Raw genomic sequence first — 20394 nt, forward strand, 5'->3', positions numbered from 1 at the left:
CGTCCCCTACTCCGCCCCGGCGGCGCGACCGGCATCGGTCACCAGCACCAGCTTGCCCTCGACCCGGCGGCCGGCGATCTCGGCCAGGGCATCGGCTGCGCGCTCCAGCGGGAAGGTCGCCATCACCGGCGGGTCGAGCCGGCCGGCCGCGGCCATGGCGAACATTTCCGCCTGCGCCCTGGCGACCCGCGCGGGGTCGCGGTCGCGATAGTCGCTCCAATGGATGCCGGTGACGGTGATGTGCTTGATCAGCAGGTAGTTGGCCTTCACCGACGGGATCGCCCCGGCGGTAAAGCCGACGACGACCAGCCGCCCGTCCCAGGCCATCGCCCGCAAGGCCGCCTCGAACACCGGCCCGCCAACCGGGTCAATGACGACATCAGCGCCGTGCCCATCGGTCGCTTCATGGACCGCGCGGCGCAGCCCGTCGCGCAGGTCGGCCATGCCGAGGTCGACCACCGCGTCGGCGCCGTGGCGGCGCACGAAATCGGCCTTGGCCATGGTGGTGAGGCCGGCCACGACGCGCGCACCCATGGCCTTGGCCAGTTCGACCGCAGCGATGCCGACGCCGCCCGCCGCCCCCGTCACCAGCACCCATTCGCCGGGCCGCAAGCGGGCGCGATCGGTGAGCGAGAACCAGGAGGTCTGGTAGACCAGCCCCATGCCGGCCGCGCGCACGGTCGAGAGGCCGGCCGGCACCGGGTAGCAATGGGCGGCCGGAATGGCGGCCAGTTCGGCGAAGGCGCCGGATTCCACCTGGGCCGCCACCCGGTCGCCAACCCGGAATCCGGTCACGCCGGCCCCGAGCGCACGGACCACGCCCGCCAGTTCCTTGCCCGGCGCGAAGGGCAGCGGCGGCAGGGTCTGGTAGGTGCCGCCGATCACCAGCAGGTCGGGGAAGTTGAGGCCGATGGCGTGGATCTCGACCAGCAGTTCGCCCGCCGCCGGCACGGGGTCGGGCAGGTCGCGGAGAACCATCTCATCCGGCTGGCCGAACTTCTCGACGAGGAGGGCCTTCATGAACCGTCCCTCAATGGCCGGTCAGCGCGCGGTTGATGACCAGGCGCTGGATGTCGTTGGTGCCCTCGTAGATCATCGCCACGCGGACGTCGCGATAGATGCGCTCGACCCCCATGTCAGCCATGTATCCGGCGCCGCCGAAGGTCTGGATGGCGTCGCGGCAGATACGCTCGGCCGCCTCGGACGCGAACAGCTTGGCCATCGAGGCCTCGACCAGGCAGGGCTGGCCGGCACTTTTCAGGGCGGCGGCATGGAGGACGAGCTGCTCGGCGGCGGCCAGGTGCGTCGCCATGTCGGCCAGCCGGAAGCCGACGGCCTGGTGGGCGGCGATCGGCTTGCCGAAGGTGACGCGCTCCTTGGCATAGGCGACCGCCAGGTCGAGTGCGGCCCGCGCCATACCGACCGACTGGGCGGCAATACCGATGCGCCCACCCTCGAGGTTGGCCAGCGCGATACGATAGCCGCCACCCTCGGCACCCAGCAGCGCGTCGGCATCGACCTCGACCCCGTCCAGGATGATCTCGCAGGTGTCGGACGCCGACTGGCCCATCTTCTTCTCGACCCGGCCGACCCGGTAGCCCGGATTGTCGGTCGGCACCAGGAAGCCGGACAGGCCGCGCTTGCCCTGGTCGGGGTCGGTCACGGCGAAGACGATCGCCATGTCGGCCGTCGAGCCCGAGGTGATGTACTGCTTGACGCCGCTGATCTTCCAGCCGCCGTTGGTGCGCACCGCTCGGGTCCGGATCGCGCCCGCATCCGACCCGCCCTGCGGCTCGGTCAGGCAGAAGGCGACGAGCAGCTCGCCCCTGGCCATCGGCCTGAGCCAGCGTTCCTTCTGCGCGGGCGTGCCATGGTCCAGCAGCGGCATGCAGCCGACCGAATTGTGCCCGCTCATCATCGTCGAGACCGCGCCGTTGCCGGCCGCGATCTCGATCAGCGCCAGGGCATAGGCGATATAGTCGGCCCCAGACCCGCCCCACTCCTCGGGCACCGTCATGCCGAGCAGGCCGAGCCGCCCCATCTCCCCCAGGACCGCGCGCGGCACGGCGCGCGCCTCTTCCCAGGCAGCAGCATTGGGCGCCAGTGCGGCCTGCGCGAAGGACCGCGCCATGTCGCGGACGAGCAGATGCTCTTCGGCCAGGATCAAGGGTTCCTCCCCCTCACGCGATCTATGAATGATCGTTCGTTCAGTTGCCGGATGATGGTCGCCGGGGCGGTCGGTTGTCAATATCCGGCGCGGGCTGGCATGCTGCCGCCCTGACCGAACCGACTGGATAGCGAACCCGTGAGTCTGATCCAGAACGAACAGGCGAAACTGACCGGGACCTTCCTGAACGGGACGGCCATCGCCGCTCTGGTGGCCGGCACGATCGCGCCGTTCGCGTCACTTCTCTATGGAGTGAACCCACCGGTGGCCTCACCGGTCGGCGTTGTAGCCAGCGCCGGTACTTTGATTCTGGTCGGAGTAGCCTTACATATTCTCGCAAGAAGCTTGCTGCGGAAACTAAAGCAATGACGGCATTTGAGGCTATCGCGCTATTCGGCATGCCGCTGGTGCTGCTGGCGGTTGGCGTCGGCATGTACCTCTTCGCTTGGCGTCAGCGCTAGCCATCGCCCGCGGGCACCGCGCCACCTGTCGGAATTGACGGTGCTGGAAGGACCCAGCCGGCACTCGCGCTCGATTGCGCTCCGAGACTACTGTCGGGGTCCATGCTCCGCACCTTCTCCCTCCAGGCCGCGACCGCCGGCACGCTGGCGGCCTTCGTCGGCTTCGCAAGCTCGTTCGCGGTCCTGATCCAGGGCTTCATGGTGGCGGGTGCCTCGCGGGTCGAGGCGGCCTCGGGGCTGATGGCCGTCTGCGTGCTGATGGGGCTGGGGGCGGTCGTCGTGGCCCTGCGCACGCGGATGCCGATTTCAGTCGCATGGTCGACCCCAGGCGCGGTGCTGCTGATTGCATCCGGGCCTATCGAGGGCGGATTTCCCGTCGCCGTCGGCGCCTTCGTCGTGGCCGGCGTGCTGGTGGTGCTGGCCGGGCTCTACCGGCCGCTCGGGCGGTGGGTGGCCTCGATCCCGGCACCGCTCGCCAACGCCATGCTGGCCGGCGTGCTGCTGAACCTGTGCCTGGCGCCGGTGCGCGCGGTGGGCGAGGCGCCGGTGGCCGCCCTCGTCATCATCGCCGCCTGGGCGCTGGTCGGCCGGGTCCGGCGGTTGCTGGCGGTGCCGGCGGCCGTGGTCGTGGCCGCGATCGTGATTGCCGCCACCACCGAGATCGACGCCGGCACCCTCGGTTCCCTGTGGCCGCAGCCGGCCCTGGTGCTGCCGGAGTTCCGCCTGGCGGCTGCCATCGGCATCGGCGTGCCGCTGTTCGTCGTCACCATGGCGTCCCAGAACATCCCCGGCATCGCCGTCCTCAACCTCTACGGTTATCGCCCCGACGCCAGCGCCCTGTTTCGGCTGACTGGTTTCCTCAGCCTGGTGGCCACGCCGTTCGGCGGCCATGCCATCAACCTGGCGGCGATCACGGCCGCCATCTGCGCCGGCGACGACGCCCACCCTGACCCGGCGCGGCGCTACTGGTCGGCCGTGGTCGGCGGCATCGTCTATGTGCTGCTGGGGCTGGGCGCGGGGGCGGCCGCCGCCTTCATCGGCGCCGCTCCGCCGATCCTGATCGAGGCCGTCGCCGGCCTGGCGCTGCTGGGGCCGCTGGGGGCAGCACTGCTGGGTGCCGTCTCCGCCCCGACCGGCCGCGAGGCGGCGCTCGTGACCTTCCTGGTCGCGGCCTCCGGCCTCACGGTGCTGGGGATCGGCGGCGCCTTCTGGGGCCTGATCGCGGGCGGCGCCATGCTGGCGCTGGCGCGCGCCGGCCGGTCGGCCGGGCCGCACTGAAACCCGGCGGAACGGGCCGGCGATCTAGGGATTGAACGAGACGATCAGGTCCGCCCGCTCGGAATCGACGGCATAGAACGTGACAGAACACAGCGTGCCGGGGGTTCTGTCGGTGCTTTCCGAACTCGATCCCAGGGGGCGCCTCAGCGTCAGCGTAACGACGCATTCCTTTTCCACCAGCATGTCCAGGCCGTACACCCGGAGCGTAAGCCTCCACAGGCCTGAGGTAGCGTTGGTGTCGAACTCCAGGCGCTCGCGGATCGTCGACGCGGCCGGCATTTCCTCGAACGCGAGGCTTCGGCCGGACACATTGACGGCTTCCGACGTGACGAACGCCTTCCGCTCGCCAGAATTGTTGTTGAGCTCCAGGGCAATGACAGAAGGTCGGTTCTGGGCAATCGACGGCGCCGAGCAGAGCATCGTCGCCGCCATCATGCTGACAAGCACCTTCCACATGCCATTCCCCCTCCAGCAAGGAGGCCATCATAGCTCGCCGGCCGGCCCCGCCTATGGCAATTGCGCGGCGGAGGGCGGCGGTGCGACACGGTCGACAGCAGCCCCGATGCCCTCGCCGCGCAGGACTTCCTTGCGCACCTTCTCGGTCGCCGTCCGCGGCAAGGTTTCCAGCGTCCGCACGAACCTGGGTACGGCGAACCTGGGCAGGCGCGCGTCGCAATAGGACCAGATCGCCTTCGGGTCGATGGCATGGCCCGGCCGCGGCACGAGGCAGGCCATGATCTCCTCCTCGCCGTCGCCGATGTCGGACGGCACGCCCACCACGGCCGCCTCCAGCACGTCTTCCTGCTGGATCAGCGCCTGCTCGATCTCCCACGAGGACACGTTCTCGCCGCGCCGGCGGATGCAGTCGCGCATGCGGTCGACGAAAGAGTACCAGCCATCCTCGGTCGCCTTGAAGGCGTCGCCCGTATGGAACCACAGGTTGCGAAAGGCCGCCACGGTTGCCTCGGGCATGCCGCAATAGCCCTGCAGGAAGATGCCGGCGCGGGTCGGGCGGACAAGCAGTTCGCCCACCTGCCCCACCGGCACGGGGTCGTCGGTGGCGGGGTCGGCCACCCGCACCTCGAACCAGTCGGCGATCAGCCGCCCGCACGAGCCCGGCCGCAGCGGCGCCTCCAGCGGCATGTAGAAAGGGCAGTTGATCTCTGTCGTGCCGTAGAGCTCGACCGGCTTGGCGCCGAAGCGCGCCTGGAAGGGGGCGGCCAGGGCCGGCACCAGGGGCACGGCGGCCACCGCGCGCAGCCCATGGTCGCGATCCTGGGGCGTCGGGGGCTGCTTCATCAGGAAGCTCATCATGGTGCCGAGCAGGTTGGTCACCGTGACGCCGTGGCGGCGGATGTCGCCCAGCCAGCCGCTGGCGCTGAAGCGCGGCGCCAGCACCAGGGGCGCCCCCAGCATCAGCGCGCCATAGGCGCCCAGCAGCAGGGCGTTGGCATGGAAGAGCGGCAGGCAGGTGTAGAGCACGTCGTCGGCCGACATCCGCAGCACGTCGGCATAGACATGGCCGTTCAGGTGCAGGTGGCCGTGCGGCAGCAGCGGCCCCTTCGACGGCCCGCTGGTGCCCGACGTGAAGAGGATGGCGCCGACATCGCCGACCGCGACCGCCACGTCGACCCCACGGTCGGAGCCGGCGGCCAGTTCGGCGAAGTCGTGGCGGGCGATCCCGGCCGGCACCCCCACATCGTCCTCGTCCCCGCCATGCACCCACAGATGCTTCAGGTGCGGCAGGCGCGCGGCCGAGGCGGCGATCGTCGGCACATGGATGGCCGCCGCCACCATGGCCCGGGCGCCGGTCACGTTGGCGATATGCTCCAGGAAGGCGCCCTTGAAGGCGGTGTTGATCGGCACGAAGACCGCGCCCGCCCGCGCCACCCCGCACCACAGCGCGATGAAGTCGGCCGAGTTCGGCAGCATCGCCAGGACCGGGTCGCCGCGGCCGACCCCGGCCGCGATCAGCCCGTTGGCGATCCGGGTGGCGGCCCGGTCCATGGCCGCGAAGCCGACCGGCGGGCCGTCGACGGGTCGCAGATAGTCCCGGTCGCCATACCGCTCGGCCTGGCGGGCCAGCACCCGCCCCAGCACCCAGCCGGAAATATCGGTCGCGGCCATCGCCGGCCCCCGCCCTAGCCGCCCGCCTCCCGGGCCATGTCGCGCAGGCGGAACTTCTGGATCTTGCCGCTCGGCGTGCGCGGCATGGCGTCCACCACCTCCAGCCGCTCCGGCAGGTAGTTGCGCGTCAGCTTGTGGGTCTCCAGGAAGGCGACGAGTTCGGCCAAGGTCAGCGCCGCCCCCGGCCGCGGCACGACGAAGGCGCAGGCGCGCTCGCCCAGGCGGGCATCGGGCATGCCCACCACCGCCACCTCCGCCACGGCCGGGTGCTGGTAGATCAGCCCCTCCACCTCGACCACCGGCACGTTCTCGCCGCCGCGGATGATCACGTCCTTGGTGCGGCCGGTGATGCGGATGTAGCCCTCGGCATCCATCCGCGCGAGGTCACCGGTGTCGAACCAGCCATCGGCATCGACACCGTACAATTCGGGGCGCTTCAGGTAGCCGAGGAAGTTGGAACAGCCGCGCAGGTGCAGCCGGCCCTCGGCGCCGGCCGGCAGCACCTGGCCGGCATCGTCGACGACGCGCAGCTCGATGCCCTCCATGGCGCGGCCATCGGTCTCGCAGGCACGCGCCGGCGGGTCGTCCAGCAGGGTGGTGGTCGCCGCCCCGTTCTCGGTCATGCCCCAGGCCGACACGATGGTGGCACCCAGATTGTCGGTCGCCCGGCGGGCGACGGCCGACGGGATCGGCGCGCCGGCCGACAGGAAGATGCGCAGGCTGGCGAGGTCCGGCCGCCGCTCCTCGGCCACCGCAGTCAGGTCGGCCAGGAAGGGTGTCGAGGCCATCGTGAAGGTGACGCCCTCGGCCTTGATGTTGTCGGCCGCCCGGCCGGCATTCCAGATGTCCTGCAGGATGACGGGCGCGCCCAGCAGCACCGGCATGACGACGCCGTAAAGGAAGCCGGTCTGGTGGGCGAGCGGGGACGCCATCAGCACCACGTCGTCGCCCGACAGGCCGAGCCGCCGGATGTAGGGGACGAGGTTGCTGATCAGCGTGTTGGAGCTGTGCATCACCCCCTTGGGCTCGCCCGTCGTGCCCGAGGTGTAGAGCACCTCGATCACGTCGTCCGACGCCGGCCGGCGCTGCGCAAAGAGCGCGGCGGCGGCGGCGGCATCGTGCGGCCGCCTGCCGTCATGCAGCGCCTCGAACGCTTCGGCCCCCTCGCCGCCCACGACCAGCACGTGGGCCAGGTCGGGCAGGTCGGCGCGCATGCCTCGGGCCATGCCGGCATGGTCGAAGCCACGGAAGCTGCGCGGCATCACCAGCACCTTGGCGCCGGACAGCTTCAGCATGAAGCGCAGCTCGCGCTCACGGAAGATCGGCATCAGCGGGTTGCTGATCGCGCCGATGCGCATCGCGGCCAGGTGGAGGGCCGCGAATTCCCACCAGTTGGGTAGCTGCCAGGAGACGACATCCCCCTGGCCGACGCCGAGTGCCACCAGTCCGGCGGCGATGCGCTCCACCCGCCGACCCAGTTCGCCATAGGTCAGCCGGCTGGCCTGGCCGGTCATGGAGTTGTGGTCGACGATGGCGAGCCGGTCGGGCGTCATGGCCAGCAGGCGGTCGAAGTCGTCCAGCACGGTCCGTTCGTCCCACAGCCCGGCCGCGCGCATGGCCTGCGCGCGCTCGGGTGTCAGCATGGACTGGATGGTGGCGGGCAAGGGTCGGCCCTCCCGTCCGGTCAGAGGTTGGACTCTGGCGGGAAGGCCGGCCGGCGCTTCTCGCGGTGCGCAGCCAGCCCCTCCTGGACGTCGGGCGACTGCCAGCCCAGGAACTCCAGCGCCAGCGAGGTGTCGAAGATCGGGCCGGCCTGGCGCAGCCAGTTGTTCAGCGCGTACTTGGTCCAGCGGATGGCGTGCGGCGCGCCCTCGGCCAGCTTGGTCGCGACGGCCACGGCCTTGGCATCCAGCTCGGCATCCTCGACCGCCAGCGACACCAGCCCGATGCGCTCGGCCTCGGCGCCCGACAGCGGGTCGCAGGTCATCAGGTAGTACTTGGCCTTGGCCATGCCGCACAGCAGCGGCCAGATGATCGCGGCATGATCGCCGGCGGCCACGCCCAGCCGCGTGTGGCCGTCGATGATGCGCGCGTCGTTGGCGGCGATCGAGACGTCGGCCAGCAGGCCGCAGACGAGCCCGGCGCCGACCGCCGGGCCGCGGATGGCGCTGACGATCGGCTTGGAACAGTTGATGATGTTGTAGACGAGGTCGCGCGCCTCCTTCCAGTTGGCCGCACGGGTGTGGAAGTCGGCGATGATGGTGTCGATCATGGCGAAGTCGCCGCCGGCCGAGAACGCCTTGCCCTCGCCCTGGAGGATGACCGCCGACACGGTCGGGTCGCCGTCGATCTCGCGCCACAGGCCGGTCAGCTCGCCATGCATGACGGCGTCGGCCGCGTTCAGCTTGCCCGGGTTCGACATGGTGACGCGCAGGACGCGGGCGTGCGGCCGGTCGAACTTCAGGCGCTGATAGCGGGCGTAGCGTTCATCGGTCATGGGACTTCCCTCCGCCGTTTCTATGAATTGAACGAACGTTCACTCGGCGCGATACTGCGACAAGCGGTGGCAGGAAGTCCATCGGGCTTGAAGGGTGGAAGATGACGGCATTGCCGGAAGGCGCGGTGTGGGCGCCCAGCGCGGAATTCGTCGCGGCCAGCAACTGGCAGGCGTTCATGACGGCCGAGGGGCTGGGCGACTATGCCGCGCTGGAGCGCCGCGCGGACGCCGACCCCGACTGGTTCTGGGCCGCCATCCTGCGCTTCCTCGACGTGCCCTTCGCCCGGCCCTGGACCACCCTGCGCGATGCCTCGGCCGGGCTGCCCTGGGTGCGCTGGTGCGTCGGCGGCACCACCAACCTCGCCATGGCCGGCATCGACCGCCACCGCACCGGCCGCCCCGACCATCCTGCCGTCATTTGGGAGGGCGAAGGCGGTCAGGTCCGCACCTGGACCTATGCCGAGCTTGGCCACGAGGTCGACCGGCTGGCGGCCGGGCTGGCGGCACTCGGCATCGGTCCAGGCAGCCCGGTTGGCCTCTACATGCCGATGGTGCCGGAGGCCGTCGCCGGCTTCCTGGCGCTCGCCCGCCTGGGTGCCGTCATCCTGCCGCTCTTCTCCGGCTTCGGTGCTGGCGCGCTGGCGACCCGGCTGGGGGATGGCGAGGCCGTGGCCGTCCTGGCCGCCGACTCGGCCCTGCGCCGCGGCCGGCGGGTGGCGATGAAGAGCGAGGTCGACGAGGCCGCGAAGTCCGTGCCCAGCCTGCGCCATGTCGTGGTGCTGCGGCAGGGCGGCGAGCCGCCGGCGATGCAGGCGGGCCGCGACCATTGGTGGCACGCGCTGCCCGACGGGCCACCCGCCCCGACCCGGCCGCTGGCCGCCGATGCGCCGCTGCTGGTCGCCTACACCTCGGGCACCACCGGGCGGCCCAAGGGCACGGTCCACACCCATATCGGCTTCCTCGCCAAGACGATGCTGGATTTCCAGCTCTGCTTCGACCTGAAGCCTTCCGACCGGCTCCTGTGGATGACCGACATCGGCTGGCTCGTCGGCCCGATCCAGATCGTCGCCGCGACGACGCTGGGCGCGACCCTGGTCCTGGCCGAGGGCACGCCGGACTTTCCCGAGCCCGACCGGCTGTGGCGCATCGTCGCCCGCCACCGGGTCAGCTTCCTCGGGCTCGGCCCCACCATCGCCCGACTGATGGCGCGCCAGGGTGAAGCGGCACTGGCCGCGCACGACCTGTCGGCCCTGCGGCTGGCCACCTCGACCGGCGAGCCCTGGGACGAGCGCGCCTGGATGTGGGTCTTCCGCCATGTCCTGGGCGGCACCCGGCCGCTCTTGAACTATGCCGGCGGGACGGAGGTCGGCGGCATCCTCGCCACCAACATCCTGCAGCCGATCAAGCCCGCCAGCTTCAACGGCCCGATCCCCGGCAGCGGCGCCGACATCGTCGACGAGGACGGCCGCAGCGTGCCCGCCGGCACGGTCGGCGAATTGGTGATGCGCCAGGCGCCGATGGGGATGACCCAGGGCCTGTGGCGCGAGCCCGACCGGTATATCGAGAGCTACTGGTCGCGCCTGCCGGGAATCTGGGTGCATGGCGACTGGGCCTCGCGCGACGGCGACGGCTATTGGTACATCCACGGCCGGTCGGACGACACGATCAAGCTGGCCGGCAAGCGCACCGGCCCGGCCGAGATCGAGGCCGCGTTGCTGGCGACCGGGCTGGTGGTCGATGCCGCCGCCGTCGCCCTGCCCGACCCGGTGAAGGGCCAGGCGGTCGCTTGCGTCGTCGTCGCGGCCGCGGGCCAGGCCGACGACAATGCCTTCCGGCGCGCCCTGTCGGACGCCGTCGCGGCGGCCATGGGCAGCGCCTTCCGCCCCGGCCGCATCCTGGTCGCGGCCGACCTGCCCAAGACCCGCAACATGAAGACGATGCGCCGCGTGGTGCGGGCGGCACTGACCGGCGAGAGCCCGGGGGATTTGTCGACCCTGGTCAACCCGGAGGCCTACAGCGCAATCCGCGCCGCGGCGATGGGCTGAACAGCCGGCGCTACAGGATCAGGAGATCGGCCAGCCCGATCTCGTCGGGCCGAAGGCCCAGCAGCACTATCCAGCCGTTCTGGCCCAGGTCCAGCAAGGTCATCTCGCCACCGTCATGGGCGCGCGCCCGGAAGGTGGCCTCGTCGATGATGCCGGTGGCGGCGTCGATCCACAGGCGATCCACGCCGACCGTGAAGTCGGCCACGACATCGACAGCGCCAGGATCGGCCGCGGCGGTCATGGTCAGGAACTGGTCCGCCCCCTCGCCGCCCCACAGCGTGTCGGACCCGAGATCGCCCGCCAGCGTGTCGGCCCCGGCCCCGCCCAGCAGCAAGTCGTCGCCGCGGCCGCCGCGCAGAAGGTCGGCACCGCTGCCGGCATCCAGGCGGTCGTCGCCGGCCCCGCCGTTCAGCGTGTCGGCATCGGCACCGCCCAGCAGCGTGTCGGCACCCAGGTCGCCGTTCAGCGCGTCACGCCCGGCCCCGCCCAGGATGCTGTCGTTGCCCTGCCCGCCCCAGATCGTGTCATCGCCGGACGCGCCCTCCGCATCCTCATCGCCCAGGATCGTGTCGTCCCCCAGGCCACCCGCCAGGAAGTCGCCGCCAGCGCCGCCATGGATGGCATCCCGGCCGCCCTGGCCCAGCAGGATGTTGGCGGCGGCATTGCCCAGCATGAGGTTGGCCCGGTCGTTGCCATCGGCGTTCAGTTCGTCCGCCCCGAGCAGGGTCAGGTTGGCGACGCCGTCCGGCATCCGGATGGAATCGCGGGTCTGGATCCAGCCGACATCGTCGCCGATGGCGGGGTCGAGCAGATCGGTGAAGTGCTCGACGACCAGGATCTTGCCGCCGGCAACCGGGGCCGGCCCCGGATCGGTGACGGCCGGCTCCGGCGCGATCGTCCAGGTCCAGGCGGCGGGTGTCGGGTCGGCCCCGGCGCCGACCATGCGCACCTCGTAGCGATGCGGCCCGGCCGTCAGGCCGAACAGGGCGACGGGATCGCCCGCCGGCTGCCACGTGCCGCCGTCCAACCGCCCCTCGAACGACCGGCCGGCCGGTGCATCCTCCAGGTCGAAGATGGCGACGGCGGCTGTGCTGCTGGCGGCGGGGCCGGTGCGGATAACCGCACCCGGCCCCCCGGAATCGGCGCCAACTGTCCAGGAATAGGCCGCGGGCGTCGGATCGACGTTGCCCGCCGGGTCGACCGCGCGGACCAGCAAGGCATGCTGGCCCGTTGCCAGGTCGCGCATCACCAGCGGGTTGAGGACGGTCATGTACGGACCACCGTCCAGCGACACCTCGAACGCGGCCTGGTCCTCGTCGGACCCGAAGACGAAGGTGGCGTCGCGCCCGGCATCGCCCGTGACGGGCGGGCCGGACTGGATGACCGTATCGGGCGGAATGGTGTCGGGGGATGGGGCGCCGATCGACCAGGGGTAGATGGCCGGCGTCGGATCGGCGTTGCCGGCGCCGTCGATCGCCCGCACCAGCAGGACATGATCGCCCGGGGCTAGGCCCGTGAAGGTGGCCGACGCACCTGCGGCCTGCCATTGCCCGCCGTCCAGGGCCGTCTCGAACCGCACCCCCTCCTCGTCGGAAGAGAAGACGAAGGTGGCGGTGGTCGAATCCGTATCGACCGGCGGCCCTGACTGGACCCAGCTATCGGGCGGGATGGTGTCGGCGGCCGGCGCTGCGGCCTCTATTACCACCATGCCCCGCGGCAGCCCGGTGCCCGCGGGGTTGATGTCGACCAGCATGCCCGTGCCTTCGGGGGTGCCGTCGGACACCCACAATTCGCGGCCATGGACGCCATCATCGGCATTGAAGAACAGGCGCCCGTCGAGGACGACCAGATCCTCCGGCTCACTCGATCCGGTTTCTTTGATATCGGCGACCAGTCGGGTGCCGTCGGCCGTGCCATCCGAGCGCCAAATCTCGCGCCCCCGGACATCCGCCGCCGAGAAGTAGGCGATGCCGTCCAGCACCGCGAAGCCGGCCGGCTCGGAGCCGATCGCTCCCGGCAGGATGTCCGCCACCCGGGAGACCGTCGTCCCGTCGAACCGCCACAGCTCCGTGTCGCCCGGCGCGCCGGCGGCAAACAGGATCGCCTCGCCCAGGACGGCGGGCGGGCCGGGCTCGCTGCCCGTGACCCCGGCGATGATGTCGGCCACCAGCGCGGTGCCGTCGGCGGTGCCATCCGTCCGCCACAGCTCCGCGCCGTGGTCGGCGTCGGTGGCGGTGAAGTAGAGCCAGCCATCGAGCAGGGCGCCCGGTGCGCCCGCGACGTCGACCCCAACCGCCGTCAGCCGCTCGACGGTGTCGCCGATCCGCCAGAGCGCGCGGACGCCGTCGGCGGCCGTCGCCGCGATCCCTGCACCAGGCCGAAGCCGACATTGCGCTCCACCGACATATGCGGGAAGAGCGCATAGGACTGGAACATCATGTTGACCGGCCGCGCATAGGGCGGCACCCCGGTCATGTCGGCACCGTCGATCTCCACCCGGCCGGCATCGGGCAGCTCGAAGCCGGCCAGCATGCGCAAGAGCGTGGTCTTGCCGCTGCCCGACCCGCCCAGCAGCGAGAACACCTCCCCCCGGTGGATGTCGAGCGAGACGTCGTCGACCGCCGTCACCGGCCCGTAGCGGCGGCTGACGCCCGTCACGCGCAGGATCGGCTGCGCGCCGGGTTCCTCCCAGGGCTCAGGCGCGGCGCGGCGCGGGGCCGCCCGTGCCGGCTCCTCCCCCACCGTCAGCGGCCGGTCTTGACGCGGGTCCAGGCCCGCGTCCGCAGCCGCTCGTAGGCCGCATCGCCCGGGGTCAGCGTATAGAAGCGGTCGACCACGGCCTGGGGCGGGTAGACGCGCGGGTCGTCGCGTACGGCCGCCGCCACCATCGGCAGTGCTGCCTTGTTGCCGCTGGCATAGCCGATGAAGGACGACGCCTGGGCCGACACCTCCGGCCGCATCAGGTAGTCGATGAAGGCATGCGCCTCGTCGACGTTCTTGGCCGAGGAGGGGATCGCCAGCACGTCGACCGCGAACAGGGCGCCTTCCTTGGGGATGCTGTAGCTGATCTCGACGCCGCGCTTGGCCTCCCGGGCGCGGTTCATCGCCTGGATCACGTCGCCCGAGAAGCCAAACGCGATGCAGATGTCGCCGTTGGCGAGCGCGTTGATGTATTCCGACGAATGGAACTTGCGGACATGCGGGCGCACCTTCTGCAGGTGGGCAGCGGCCGCGTCCAGGTCCTCCTTCGACTTGCTGTCCGGGTCCCGGCCCAAATACTTGAGCGCGGCCGAGATCACGTCGGTCGGCGAATCCAGCATCATCACACCGCACTTGGCGAAGCGCGACACGATGGCCGGGTCCATCAGCAGGGCCAGGCTGTCGAGCGGCGCGTCGGGCATCACCGCGCGCACCTTCTGCACGTTGTAGCCGATGCCCGAAGTGCCCCACATCCAGGGGATGCTGTAGGCGTTCTGCGGGTCGTACTTGGCCAGCAGCTCCATGATCCTGGGGTCGAGCTTGTCCCAGTTCTTGATCTTGTCGCGGTCGAGGCTCTGGTACACGCCGGCGGCAAGCTGGCGGACGAAGAAGGGCGAGTTGGTCGGCACCACGACGTCATAGCCCGACCGCCCGGTCAGCAGCTTGGCCTCGAGGATCTCGTTGGAATCATAGACGTCGTACACGACCTTGATGCCGGTCTCGGCCTGGAAGCCGGGCACGGTCTTGGGGTCGATATAGTCGCTCCAGTTATAGACGTTGACCGTCCGTTCCTGCGCGCCGGCGCCGGCCGCGCCGAGGACGGCCAGCGCCAGGCCGGCAATCAGACCCCGCATGATGAATCTCCCCCTTCTGTGGGCCCGACTTCACCCGCGCCGGCCGGCCCTGTCAACGTTCCGGCCCGCCATCGACCGGCGCCCACAGCACCGCGTCGATATGGGCGGCTCCGGTCGCCAGCATCGCCAGCCGGTCGATGCCGAGCGCGATGCCCGCACTCTCGGGCATGCCATGCTCCAGGGCTGCCAGGAAATCCTCGTCGACCGGATAGCGCATGCCGTAGAGCTGCTCCTTGCGGTCCATGTCGGCGATGAAGCGGGCGCGTTGCAGGCGGGCATCGGTCAGCTCGCCGAAGGCGTTGGCGAGTTCGACGCCGCAGACATAGAGCTCGAACCGCTCGGCCACGCGCGGGTCGTCGGCACTCTGCCGCGACAGGGCCGCCATGGAGATGGGGTAGTCGTGCAGGACCGTCGGCACCCCCTGCCCCAGATGCGGCTCGATCCGCTCCAGGAAGATGCGGAAGAAGATCGTCTCCCAGTCGTCGCCCGGGCGGGCGTCGATGCCGATTGCCGCCGCCGCCGCGGCCAGGGGGCCAGCCGACGGGGCAGCCGGATCGTCGGTCGCGGCCATCAGGTCGATACCGGCCCAGCGGTGGAAGGCCTCGGCGACGCTGACGATGGTCCAGTCGGCGAAGGGGTCGGCGACCGCGTCGCCCATGCGGAAGACGTCGCCGCCCGCCGCCCGCAGGGCAGCCCGCAGCAGCCCCTGGCAATCGTCGACCAGGTCCCGCCAGCCGGCGCCGGCGCGATACCATTCCAGCAGGGTGAATTCCGGGCTGTGCAGGCGGCTGCCCTCGCGGTTCCGGAAGACGCGCGCAAGCTGGTAGATGCGGGGCGCGCCGCCGACCAGCAGCTTCTTCATGGCGAATTCGGGCGAGGTGTGCAGGTGCATGCGCCGCCGCACGCGCCCATCGGCCCCCTCCAGGTCGGTCGCGAACGCGATCAGGTGCGGCTCCAGCCCCGGCGACACCTGGAGTGCCGGCGTCTCCACCTCCAGGAAGTCGCGCTGGTCGAACCAGGCGCGCACCGCCCGCACCAGGGCGGCGCGGCGCGCCAGCGTCGGCAGCCGGGCGGAAAAACGGTCGCGGTGCCACCAGGGCATGGCTGGGCAGGATGGGGTCGGGTTCATCGGCGCCTCCAAGGCCGCGCCTGATAGGCCATTGCCGCGCGACGGGAAAGAGCCGGGTTGCGCGCCCGGGTATGGGTGGGTAGCGTTCGCCTTCCCTTCCCGGTCCGCGAGCCCCCGACCATGAGTGAAGCCGCCCCAGCCGCGCCGACCTGGCCGGACGATATCTACCGTGCGCTGAAGGCCGCCGACATCCGCCAGGTGGCGCATGTTCCCGATGCAGGCCATGCCCGCCTGATCAAGAGCTGCGAAGCCGACAACAACATGCAGACGGTGACGCTGACGACCGAGGAAGAGGGCGTGGCCATGCTGTGCGGCGCCCATCTGGGCGGCCAGCGCGGCGTGCTGCTGGTGCAGTCGAGCGGCGTCGGCAACTGCATCAACATGCTGTCGCTGCCGCAGACCTGCCGCATGCCCTTCATGATGATCGTGACGATGCGGGGCGAGTATGGCGAGTTCAACCCGTGGCAGAACGCCATGGGCCTGGCGACCGAAGCGGTGCTGACCGCCATGCACGTCACCTGCTATCGCTGCGACCGGGCCGAGGATGTCGGACCGACGGTGGCCAACGCCGCCCGCTTCACCTTCGAGGGCGGTCGCCCGGTGGCGGTCCTGCTGTCCCAGCGCCTGATCGGCGCCAAGGCCTTCGTGAACGAGTGAGCCCCGCCATGACCACCCGAACGATGACCACCCCCACCATCCACCGCCGCCCCCTGGTCGCCCGGCTGCTGGAGGGCCGCGACGAGCGCCTGCTGGTCGTCACCGGGCTCGGCACGCCGACCTACGACGCGGCGGCTGCCGGCGACGACCCGCGCACCTTCTTCCTGTGGGGCGCCATGGGCGGCGCCACGATGATGGGCCTGGGCCTGGCGCTGGCGCAGCCGGACAAGCGCGTGCTGGTGCTGGCGGGCGACGGCGAGATGCTGATGAGCGTCGGCAGCCTCGCCACCGTCGCCATGAAGCGGCCCGCCAACCTGGCCGTCGTCGTGCTCGACAACGAGCATTTCGGCGAGACCGGCATGCAGCCGACGCCGACCCATGCCGGGGTCGACCTGGCCGGCATGGCGGCCGCAGCCGGCTGGGCCACGACGTTGACCGCGCGTACCGACGCCGACATCCCGGCCCTGGTCGAGGCCGCCCGCAACACCCCCGGGCCGGTCTTCGCCGTCGCCAAAATCATGGCCGAGAAGCTGCCCTTCGTGCTGCCGCCCAAGGACGGCGCCTACCTCAAGGACCGCTTCCGCCAGGCGGTGCTGGGCGAAGCCTGAGGGTTCACTACCTAGCGGTGGAGGCGCGCGGTGCCGGCCGCATCCCAAGCCTCCATCCGCTGAAGCTGGTCGCCCCAGAGCTGATCGAGCTCCCGGGCGAGCGGGTGCGGTAGCGGCGGGTAGTCGACGGCAGCGATATCCGGCAGGCTGGCGCGCGCCGCCAGCAGCGCCTGGCGGGCGGCCGTCCGCAGTTCGACCAGCCCGCTGCCGGGCGAGATGCGGTTCAGGGCCGACAGGATCGCCATCTCGGCGTAGCAATAGCGGCTGTTGAGGTACATCCGGTCGTCGGGGTCGTGCCGGATGGGGACCCCCAGGATGGCCGAGAAGATCTCGAACAGCCGGTCGCGGCGGCTGCGGTCGGCCAGCACGAAATGCACGGCGCGCCAGTTCGCGAGCCCCATCAGGCGCTCCGGCAGGTCGGGCTGCAGGCCGGGCCGGTCCCGCACGATCGCGCGCATCGCCGCCTCGTCGTGGAAATCGACCGGCTGGCCGTGCTTCACCACCTCCTGCGCCATGGACACCGCCCGCTCGACGGCCGGTGTCAGGGTGACGATCAGCTCCACCGGGAAGGTATCGGCCAGACGCACCAGGGCCTCGGCGCTGCGCCCGGGCATGATACTGGTCGAGAATTCCTCCGAGGACAGGACAAGCGGCGCGTCCGCGCGGAGCTGGGCGCGGACGACGTCCAGCAGCAGGTCCGGTTCTGCCGGACGCTGCGGGCTGCCGATCGACTGCCAGGCCAGCAGCGCATGGCCCGGCCCCAGCCGCTTCACGGCGGGATAGACCAGGCCCGCATTGCGCGACATCGCCCGCTGCACGGCGGTCGTCCCGGTCTTGTGGGGGCCGACATGGAGATAGACCGTCATCGCCTGACATCGCTCCCTTGCGGCGGGGCAACATTTCCCGTCCATGGACCAACGCAGGCCGAGCTCCGGCGTTTCAGCCATGCCGGGCGGGCACGCCTGCGACACGCCTCGCCATTCCGGTCGGCGGCCCGGACATGCTAGTTTCCGCGCCATCCGCCGCTTCCCCCCGGAGAGCCCTGACCATGGCCGGCTACGAATCCAAGACCGCCACCCAGATGCCGAACAACCTCGAAGCCTTCTTCATGCCGTTCACCGCGAACCGGCAGTTCAAGAAGGCGCCCCGGATGATGGTCGGGGCCGAGGACATGCACTATGTCGCGGCCGACGGCCGCAAGGTGCTGGATGGCACGGCCGGCCTCTGGTGCGTCAATGCCGGACATGCCCGGCCGAAGATCGTGAAGGCGGTGCAGGACCAGGTCGCCAAGCTGGACTATGCCCCCAACTTCCAGATGGGCCATCCCCTGCCGTTCGAGCTGGCCTCGCGCCTGGCGGCGATGATGCCGGAAGACCTCGACCACGTCTTCTTCGCCAATTCGGGCTCCGAGGCGGTCGACACCGCGCTGAAGATGGCCATTGCCTATCACCGCGCCCGCGGCGAGGGCCATCGCACCCGCCTGATCGGGCGCGAGCGCGGCTATCACGGCGTCGGCTTCGGCGGCATCTCGGTCGGCGGCATCTCGGGCAACCGCAAGCAGTTCGGCGCCATGCTGCCCGGCGTCGACCACCTGCCCCACACCCATGACCGCTCCAAGCAGGCCTTCACCCGCGGCGAGCCCGAATGGGGCGCCCACCTGGCCGACGACCTGGAAAAGCTCTGCGCGCTGCACGACCCGTCGACCATCGCGGCCGTGATCGTCGAGCCGGTGGCCGGTTCGACCGGCGTGCTGATCCCGCCCAAGGGCTACCTGAAGCGCCTGCGCGAGATCTGCTCCAAGCACGGCATCCTGCTGATCTTCGACGAGGTCATCACCGGCTTCGGGCGCCTCGGCAAGGGCTTCGCCACCGACTATTTCGGCGTCGTTCCCGACCTGATCACCTGCGCCAAGGGCATCACCAACGGCACCATCCCGATGGGTGCCGTGATCCTGCGCAAGGGCATCTACGATGCCTTCATGAACGGCCCGGAGAACATGATCGAGCTGTTCCACGGCTACACCTATTCCGGCCATCCGGTGGCCTGCGCGGCAGCCCTGGCCACGCTCGACACCTACGCCGAGGAAGGGCTGTTCGAGCGCTCGGCCGAACTGCACGGCTACTGGGAGGACGCCGCCCACAGCCTGAAGGACCACCCGCACGTCGTCGACATCCGCAACCTGGGCCTGGTGGCGGCGGTCGAGCTCGACCCGCTGGCCGGCAAGCCGACGGCGCGGGCCTACGACGCGTTCGTGAAGTGCTTCGAGCGCGGCCTGCTGATCCGCTACACCGCCGACATCATCGCCCTGTCGCCGCCGCTGATCTGCGGCAAGGGGCATATCGACGAGATCTTCGGCACCCTGGGCGACGTCCTCAAAGAAGCCGCCTGAGCCCTGCCGGACGACCCGACCCCGCGCCGCCCCATCGGCGCGGGGTTCTTATTTGATGGAGCATCCCCATGCGCGTCGGCATTCCCAAGGAGATCAAGACCCACGAGTATCGCGTCGGCCTCGTGCCGGGCAGCGTACGGGAACTGGTCCATCACGGGCATGAGGTCGTGGTCGAGACGGCGGCCGGCGGCGGCATCGGCTTCTCCGACGACGACTATCGCGCCGTGGGCGCCACCATCGCCGGCACCGCCGCCGAGGTCTTCGCCGCGGCCGACATGATCGTGAAGGTGAAGGAGCCGCAGCCGGGCGAGGTCGCCATGCTGCGCGACGGCCAGGTGCTGTTCACCTATCTCCATCTCGCCGCCGACAAGGAACTGACCCAGGGGCTGGTGCAGTCCGGCGTGGTCGGCATCGCCTACGAGACCGTCACCGACCATCGCGGCGCCCTGCCCTTGCTGGCGCCGATGAGCGAGGTTGCCGGTCGCATGTCGGTGCAGGTCGGCGCCCACTGCCTGGAGAAGGAACAGGGCGGCGCCGGCATGCTGCTGGGCGGCGTGCCGGGCGTGCCGGCGGCCCGCGTCGTCATTCTGGGCGGCGGCGTCAGCGGCACCAACGCCGCGCGCATGGCCATGGGCCTGGAAGCCTCCGTCGTCGTCATCGACCGGTCGATCCACCGCCTCTACGAGCTCGACCTGCAGTTCGGCGCCAAGCTGAACACCATCTTCTCGACGGTCGACAACATCGAGAAGCATGTGCGCGAGGCCGACCTGGTGATCGGCGCGGTGCTGGTGCCGGGTGCGGCCGCGCCCAAGCTGGTGACCCGCAAGATGGTGGCCGGCATGAAGAAGGGCGCGGTCATGGTCGACATCTCGATCGACCAGGGCGGCTGCTTCGAGACCAGCCGGCCGACCACCCATGCCGACCCGACCTATGTCGTCGACGGCGTCGTCCATTACTGCGTCACCAACATGCCGGGTGCGGTCGCCCGCACCTCGACCTTCGCGCTGAACAACGCCACCCTGCCCTTCGTCGTGGCGCTCGCCAACAAGGGCTATCGCCAGGCCCTGGCCGACGACAAGCACCTGCTGGCCGGCCTCAACATCTGCTCCGGCCGGGTCACCCATCCGGCGGTCGCGCGCGACCTGGGCCTGGCCTTCGTGCCACCCGACCGCGCCATCGCCTGATCCGCGCCATCTCCTGGCG

17 protein-coding genes and 2 pseudogenes are annotated in these 20394 nt (G+C 70.7%); 7 read left to right on the top strand and 12 right to left on the bottom strand.

What is annotated here, in order from left to right; translation table 11 throughout:
- Positions 1–6: 6 nt before the first annotated feature.
- Together STVA_RS17950 and STVA_RS17955 are read right to left on the bottom strand one after the other, a co-directional pair.
- Positions 7–1020, bottom strand: a complete 1014-nt coding sequence (locus STVA_RS17950) for an NADPH:quinone oxidoreductase family protein (protein ID WP_123693550.1) — start codon at positions 1018–1020, stop codon at positions 7–9.
- Between the two features lie 10 nt (positions 1021–1030).
- Positions 1031–2167: an acyl-CoA dehydrogenase family protein gene (locus STVA_RS17955; RefSeq protein ID WP_123693548.1), complete on the bottom strand. Its 1137-nt coding sequence runs from the start codon at positions 2165–2167 to the stop codon at positions 1031–1033.
- A 138-nt stretch (positions 2168–2305) separates the two neighbouring features.
- Here STVA_RS17955 and STVA_RS17960 point away from each other — a divergent pair, with 138 nt between their 5' ends.
- Together STVA_RS17960 and STVA_RS17965 are read left to right on the top strand one after the other, a co-directional pair.
- Positions 2306–2536, top strand: a complete 231-nt coding sequence (locus STVA_RS17960; RefSeq protein WP_142235806.1) for an amino acid transporter — start codon at positions 2306–2308, stop codon at positions 2534–2536.
- A 194-nt stretch (positions 2537–2730) separates the two neighbouring features.
- Positions 2731–3906 carry a benzoate/H(+) symporter BenE family transporter gene (locus tag STVA_RS17965; RefSeq protein ID WP_123693546.1) on the top strand — a complete coding sequence of 392 codons (1176 nt, stop codon included), beginning with the start codon at positions 2731–2733 and terminating at the stop codon, positions 3904–3906.
- Positions 3907–3930: 24 nt separating this feature from the next.
- Here the strand turns inward: STVA_RS17965 and STVA_RS17970 are convergent, their stop codons facing one another.
- Genes STVA_RS17970 through STVA_RS17985 form a run of 4 tightly spaced genes read right to left on the bottom strand, consistent with a single transcriptional unit; the run spans position 3931 to position 8530 of the window.
- A complete protein-coding gene (locus tag STVA_RS17970) occupies positions 3931–4362 on the bottom strand; it encodes a hypothetical protein (RefSeq protein ID WP_123693544.1) in 432 nt (143 codons plus the stop codon).
- A gap of 51 nt (positions 4363–4413) precedes the next feature.
- Complete coding sequence (locus STVA_RS17975) at positions 4414–6033, bottom strand: AMP-binding protein (protein ID WP_123693542.1); 1620 nt, start codon at positions 6031–6033, stop codon at positions 4414–4416.
- Positions 6034–6047: 14 nt separating this feature from the next.
- Positions 6048–7697, bottom strand: coding sequence for a cyclohexanecarboxylate-CoA ligase (locus STVA_RS17980; protein WP_197735668.1), 1650 nt, complete (start codon positions 7695–7697; stop codon positions 6048–6050).
- 20 nt (positions 7698–7717) lie between these two features.
- Positions 7718–8530 carry an enoyl-CoA hydratase/isomerase family protein gene (locus tag STVA_RS17985; protein ID WP_123693538.1) on the bottom strand — a complete coding sequence of 271 codons (813 nt, stop codon included), beginning with the start codon at positions 8528–8530 and terminating at the stop codon, positions 7718–7720.
- Positions 8531–8631: 101 nt separating this feature from the next.
- Between STVA_RS17985 and STVA_RS17990 the strand changes: the two genes are divergently transcribed.
- Positions 8632–10575: an AMP-binding protein gene (locus tag STVA_RS17990; RefSeq protein ID WP_123693536.1), complete on the top strand. Its 1944-nt coding sequence runs from the start codon at positions 8632–8634 to the stop codon at positions 10573–10575.
- A gap of 10 nt (positions 10576–10585) precedes the next feature.
- On the opposite strand, the gene STVA_RS17995 is transcribed toward STVA_RS17990, so the two are convergent.
- From STVA_RS17995 to epmA, 5 genes and pseudogenes are all read right to left on the bottom strand, one after another.
- Positions 10586–12742 carry an ELWxxDGT repeat protein gene (locus tag STVA_RS17995; RefSeq protein WP_142235807.1) on the bottom strand — a complete coding sequence of 719 codons (2157 nt, stop codon included), beginning with the start codon at positions 12740–12742 and terminating at the stop codon, positions 10586–10588.
- Between the two features lie 15 nt (positions 12743–12757).
- A pseudogene (locus STVA_RS28585) lies at positions 12758–12940 on the bottom strand (ELWxxDGT repeat protein); the annotation flags it as partial.
- Between the two features lie 2 nt (positions 12941–12942).
- A pseudogene (locus STVA_RS18000) lies at positions 12943–13317 on the bottom strand (ABC transporter ATP-binding protein); the annotation flags it as partial.
- A 2-nt stretch (positions 13318–13319) separates the two neighbouring features.
- The gene (locus tag STVA_RS18005) at positions 13320–14408 is read right to left on the bottom strand and encodes a polyamine ABC transporter substrate-binding protein (protein ID WP_123693515.1); all 1089 of its coding nucleotides are present in this window, start codon (positions 14406–14408) and stop codon (positions 13320–13322) included.
- A gap of 52 nt (positions 14409–14460) precedes the next feature.
- Positions 14461–15537, bottom strand: a complete 1077-nt coding sequence (epmA, locus tag STVA_RS18010; protein ID WP_123693930.1) for an EF-P lysine aminoacylase EpmA — start codon at positions 15535–15537, stop codon at positions 14461–14463.
- 120 nt (positions 15538–15657) lie between these two features.
- On the opposite strand from epmA, the gene STVA_RS18015 reads away from it, so the two are divergent.
- Entirely contained in the window at positions 15658–16194 is a 537-nt protein-coding gene (locus STVA_RS18015) for a thiamine pyrophosphate-binding protein (RefSeq protein ID WP_123693513.1), read from the top strand.
- Positions 16195–16202: 8 nt separating this feature from the next.
- Complete coding sequence (locus tag STVA_RS18020; RefSeq protein WP_245978470.1) at positions 16203–16802, top strand: thiamine pyrophosphate-dependent enzyme; 600 nt, start codon at positions 16203–16205, stop codon at positions 16800–16802.
- 11 nt (positions 16803–16813) lie between these two features.
- On the opposite strand, the gene STVA_RS18025 is transcribed toward STVA_RS18020, so the two are convergent.
- A complete protein-coding gene (locus STVA_RS18025) occupies positions 16814–17668 on the bottom strand; it encodes a hypothetical protein (RefSeq protein ID WP_123693511.1) in 855 nt (284 codons plus the stop codon).
- A gap of 182 nt (positions 17669–17850) precedes the next feature.
- Between STVA_RS18025 and aptA the strand changes: the two genes are divergently transcribed.
- Together aptA and ald are read left to right on the top strand one after the other, a co-directional pair.
- A complete protein-coding gene (gene aptA, locus STVA_RS18030) occupies positions 17851–19191 on the top strand; it encodes an omega-aminotransferase AptA (RefSeq protein WP_245978469.1) in 1341 nt (446 codons plus the stop codon).
- A 68-nt stretch (positions 19192–19259) separates the two neighbouring features.
- Positions 19260–20375 carry an alanine dehydrogenase gene (gene ald, locus STVA_RS18035; RefSeq protein WP_123693509.1) on the top strand — a complete coding sequence of 372 codons (1116 nt, stop codon included), beginning with the start codon at positions 19260–19262 and terminating at the stop codon, positions 20373–20375.
- The last annotated feature ends 19 nt before the right edge of the window (positions 20376–20394 follow it).

The organism is Stella humosa, assembly GCF_006738645.1.
GTDB lineage: Bacteria > Pseudomonadota > Alphaproteobacteria > ATCC43930 > Allostellaceae > Allostella > Allostella humosa.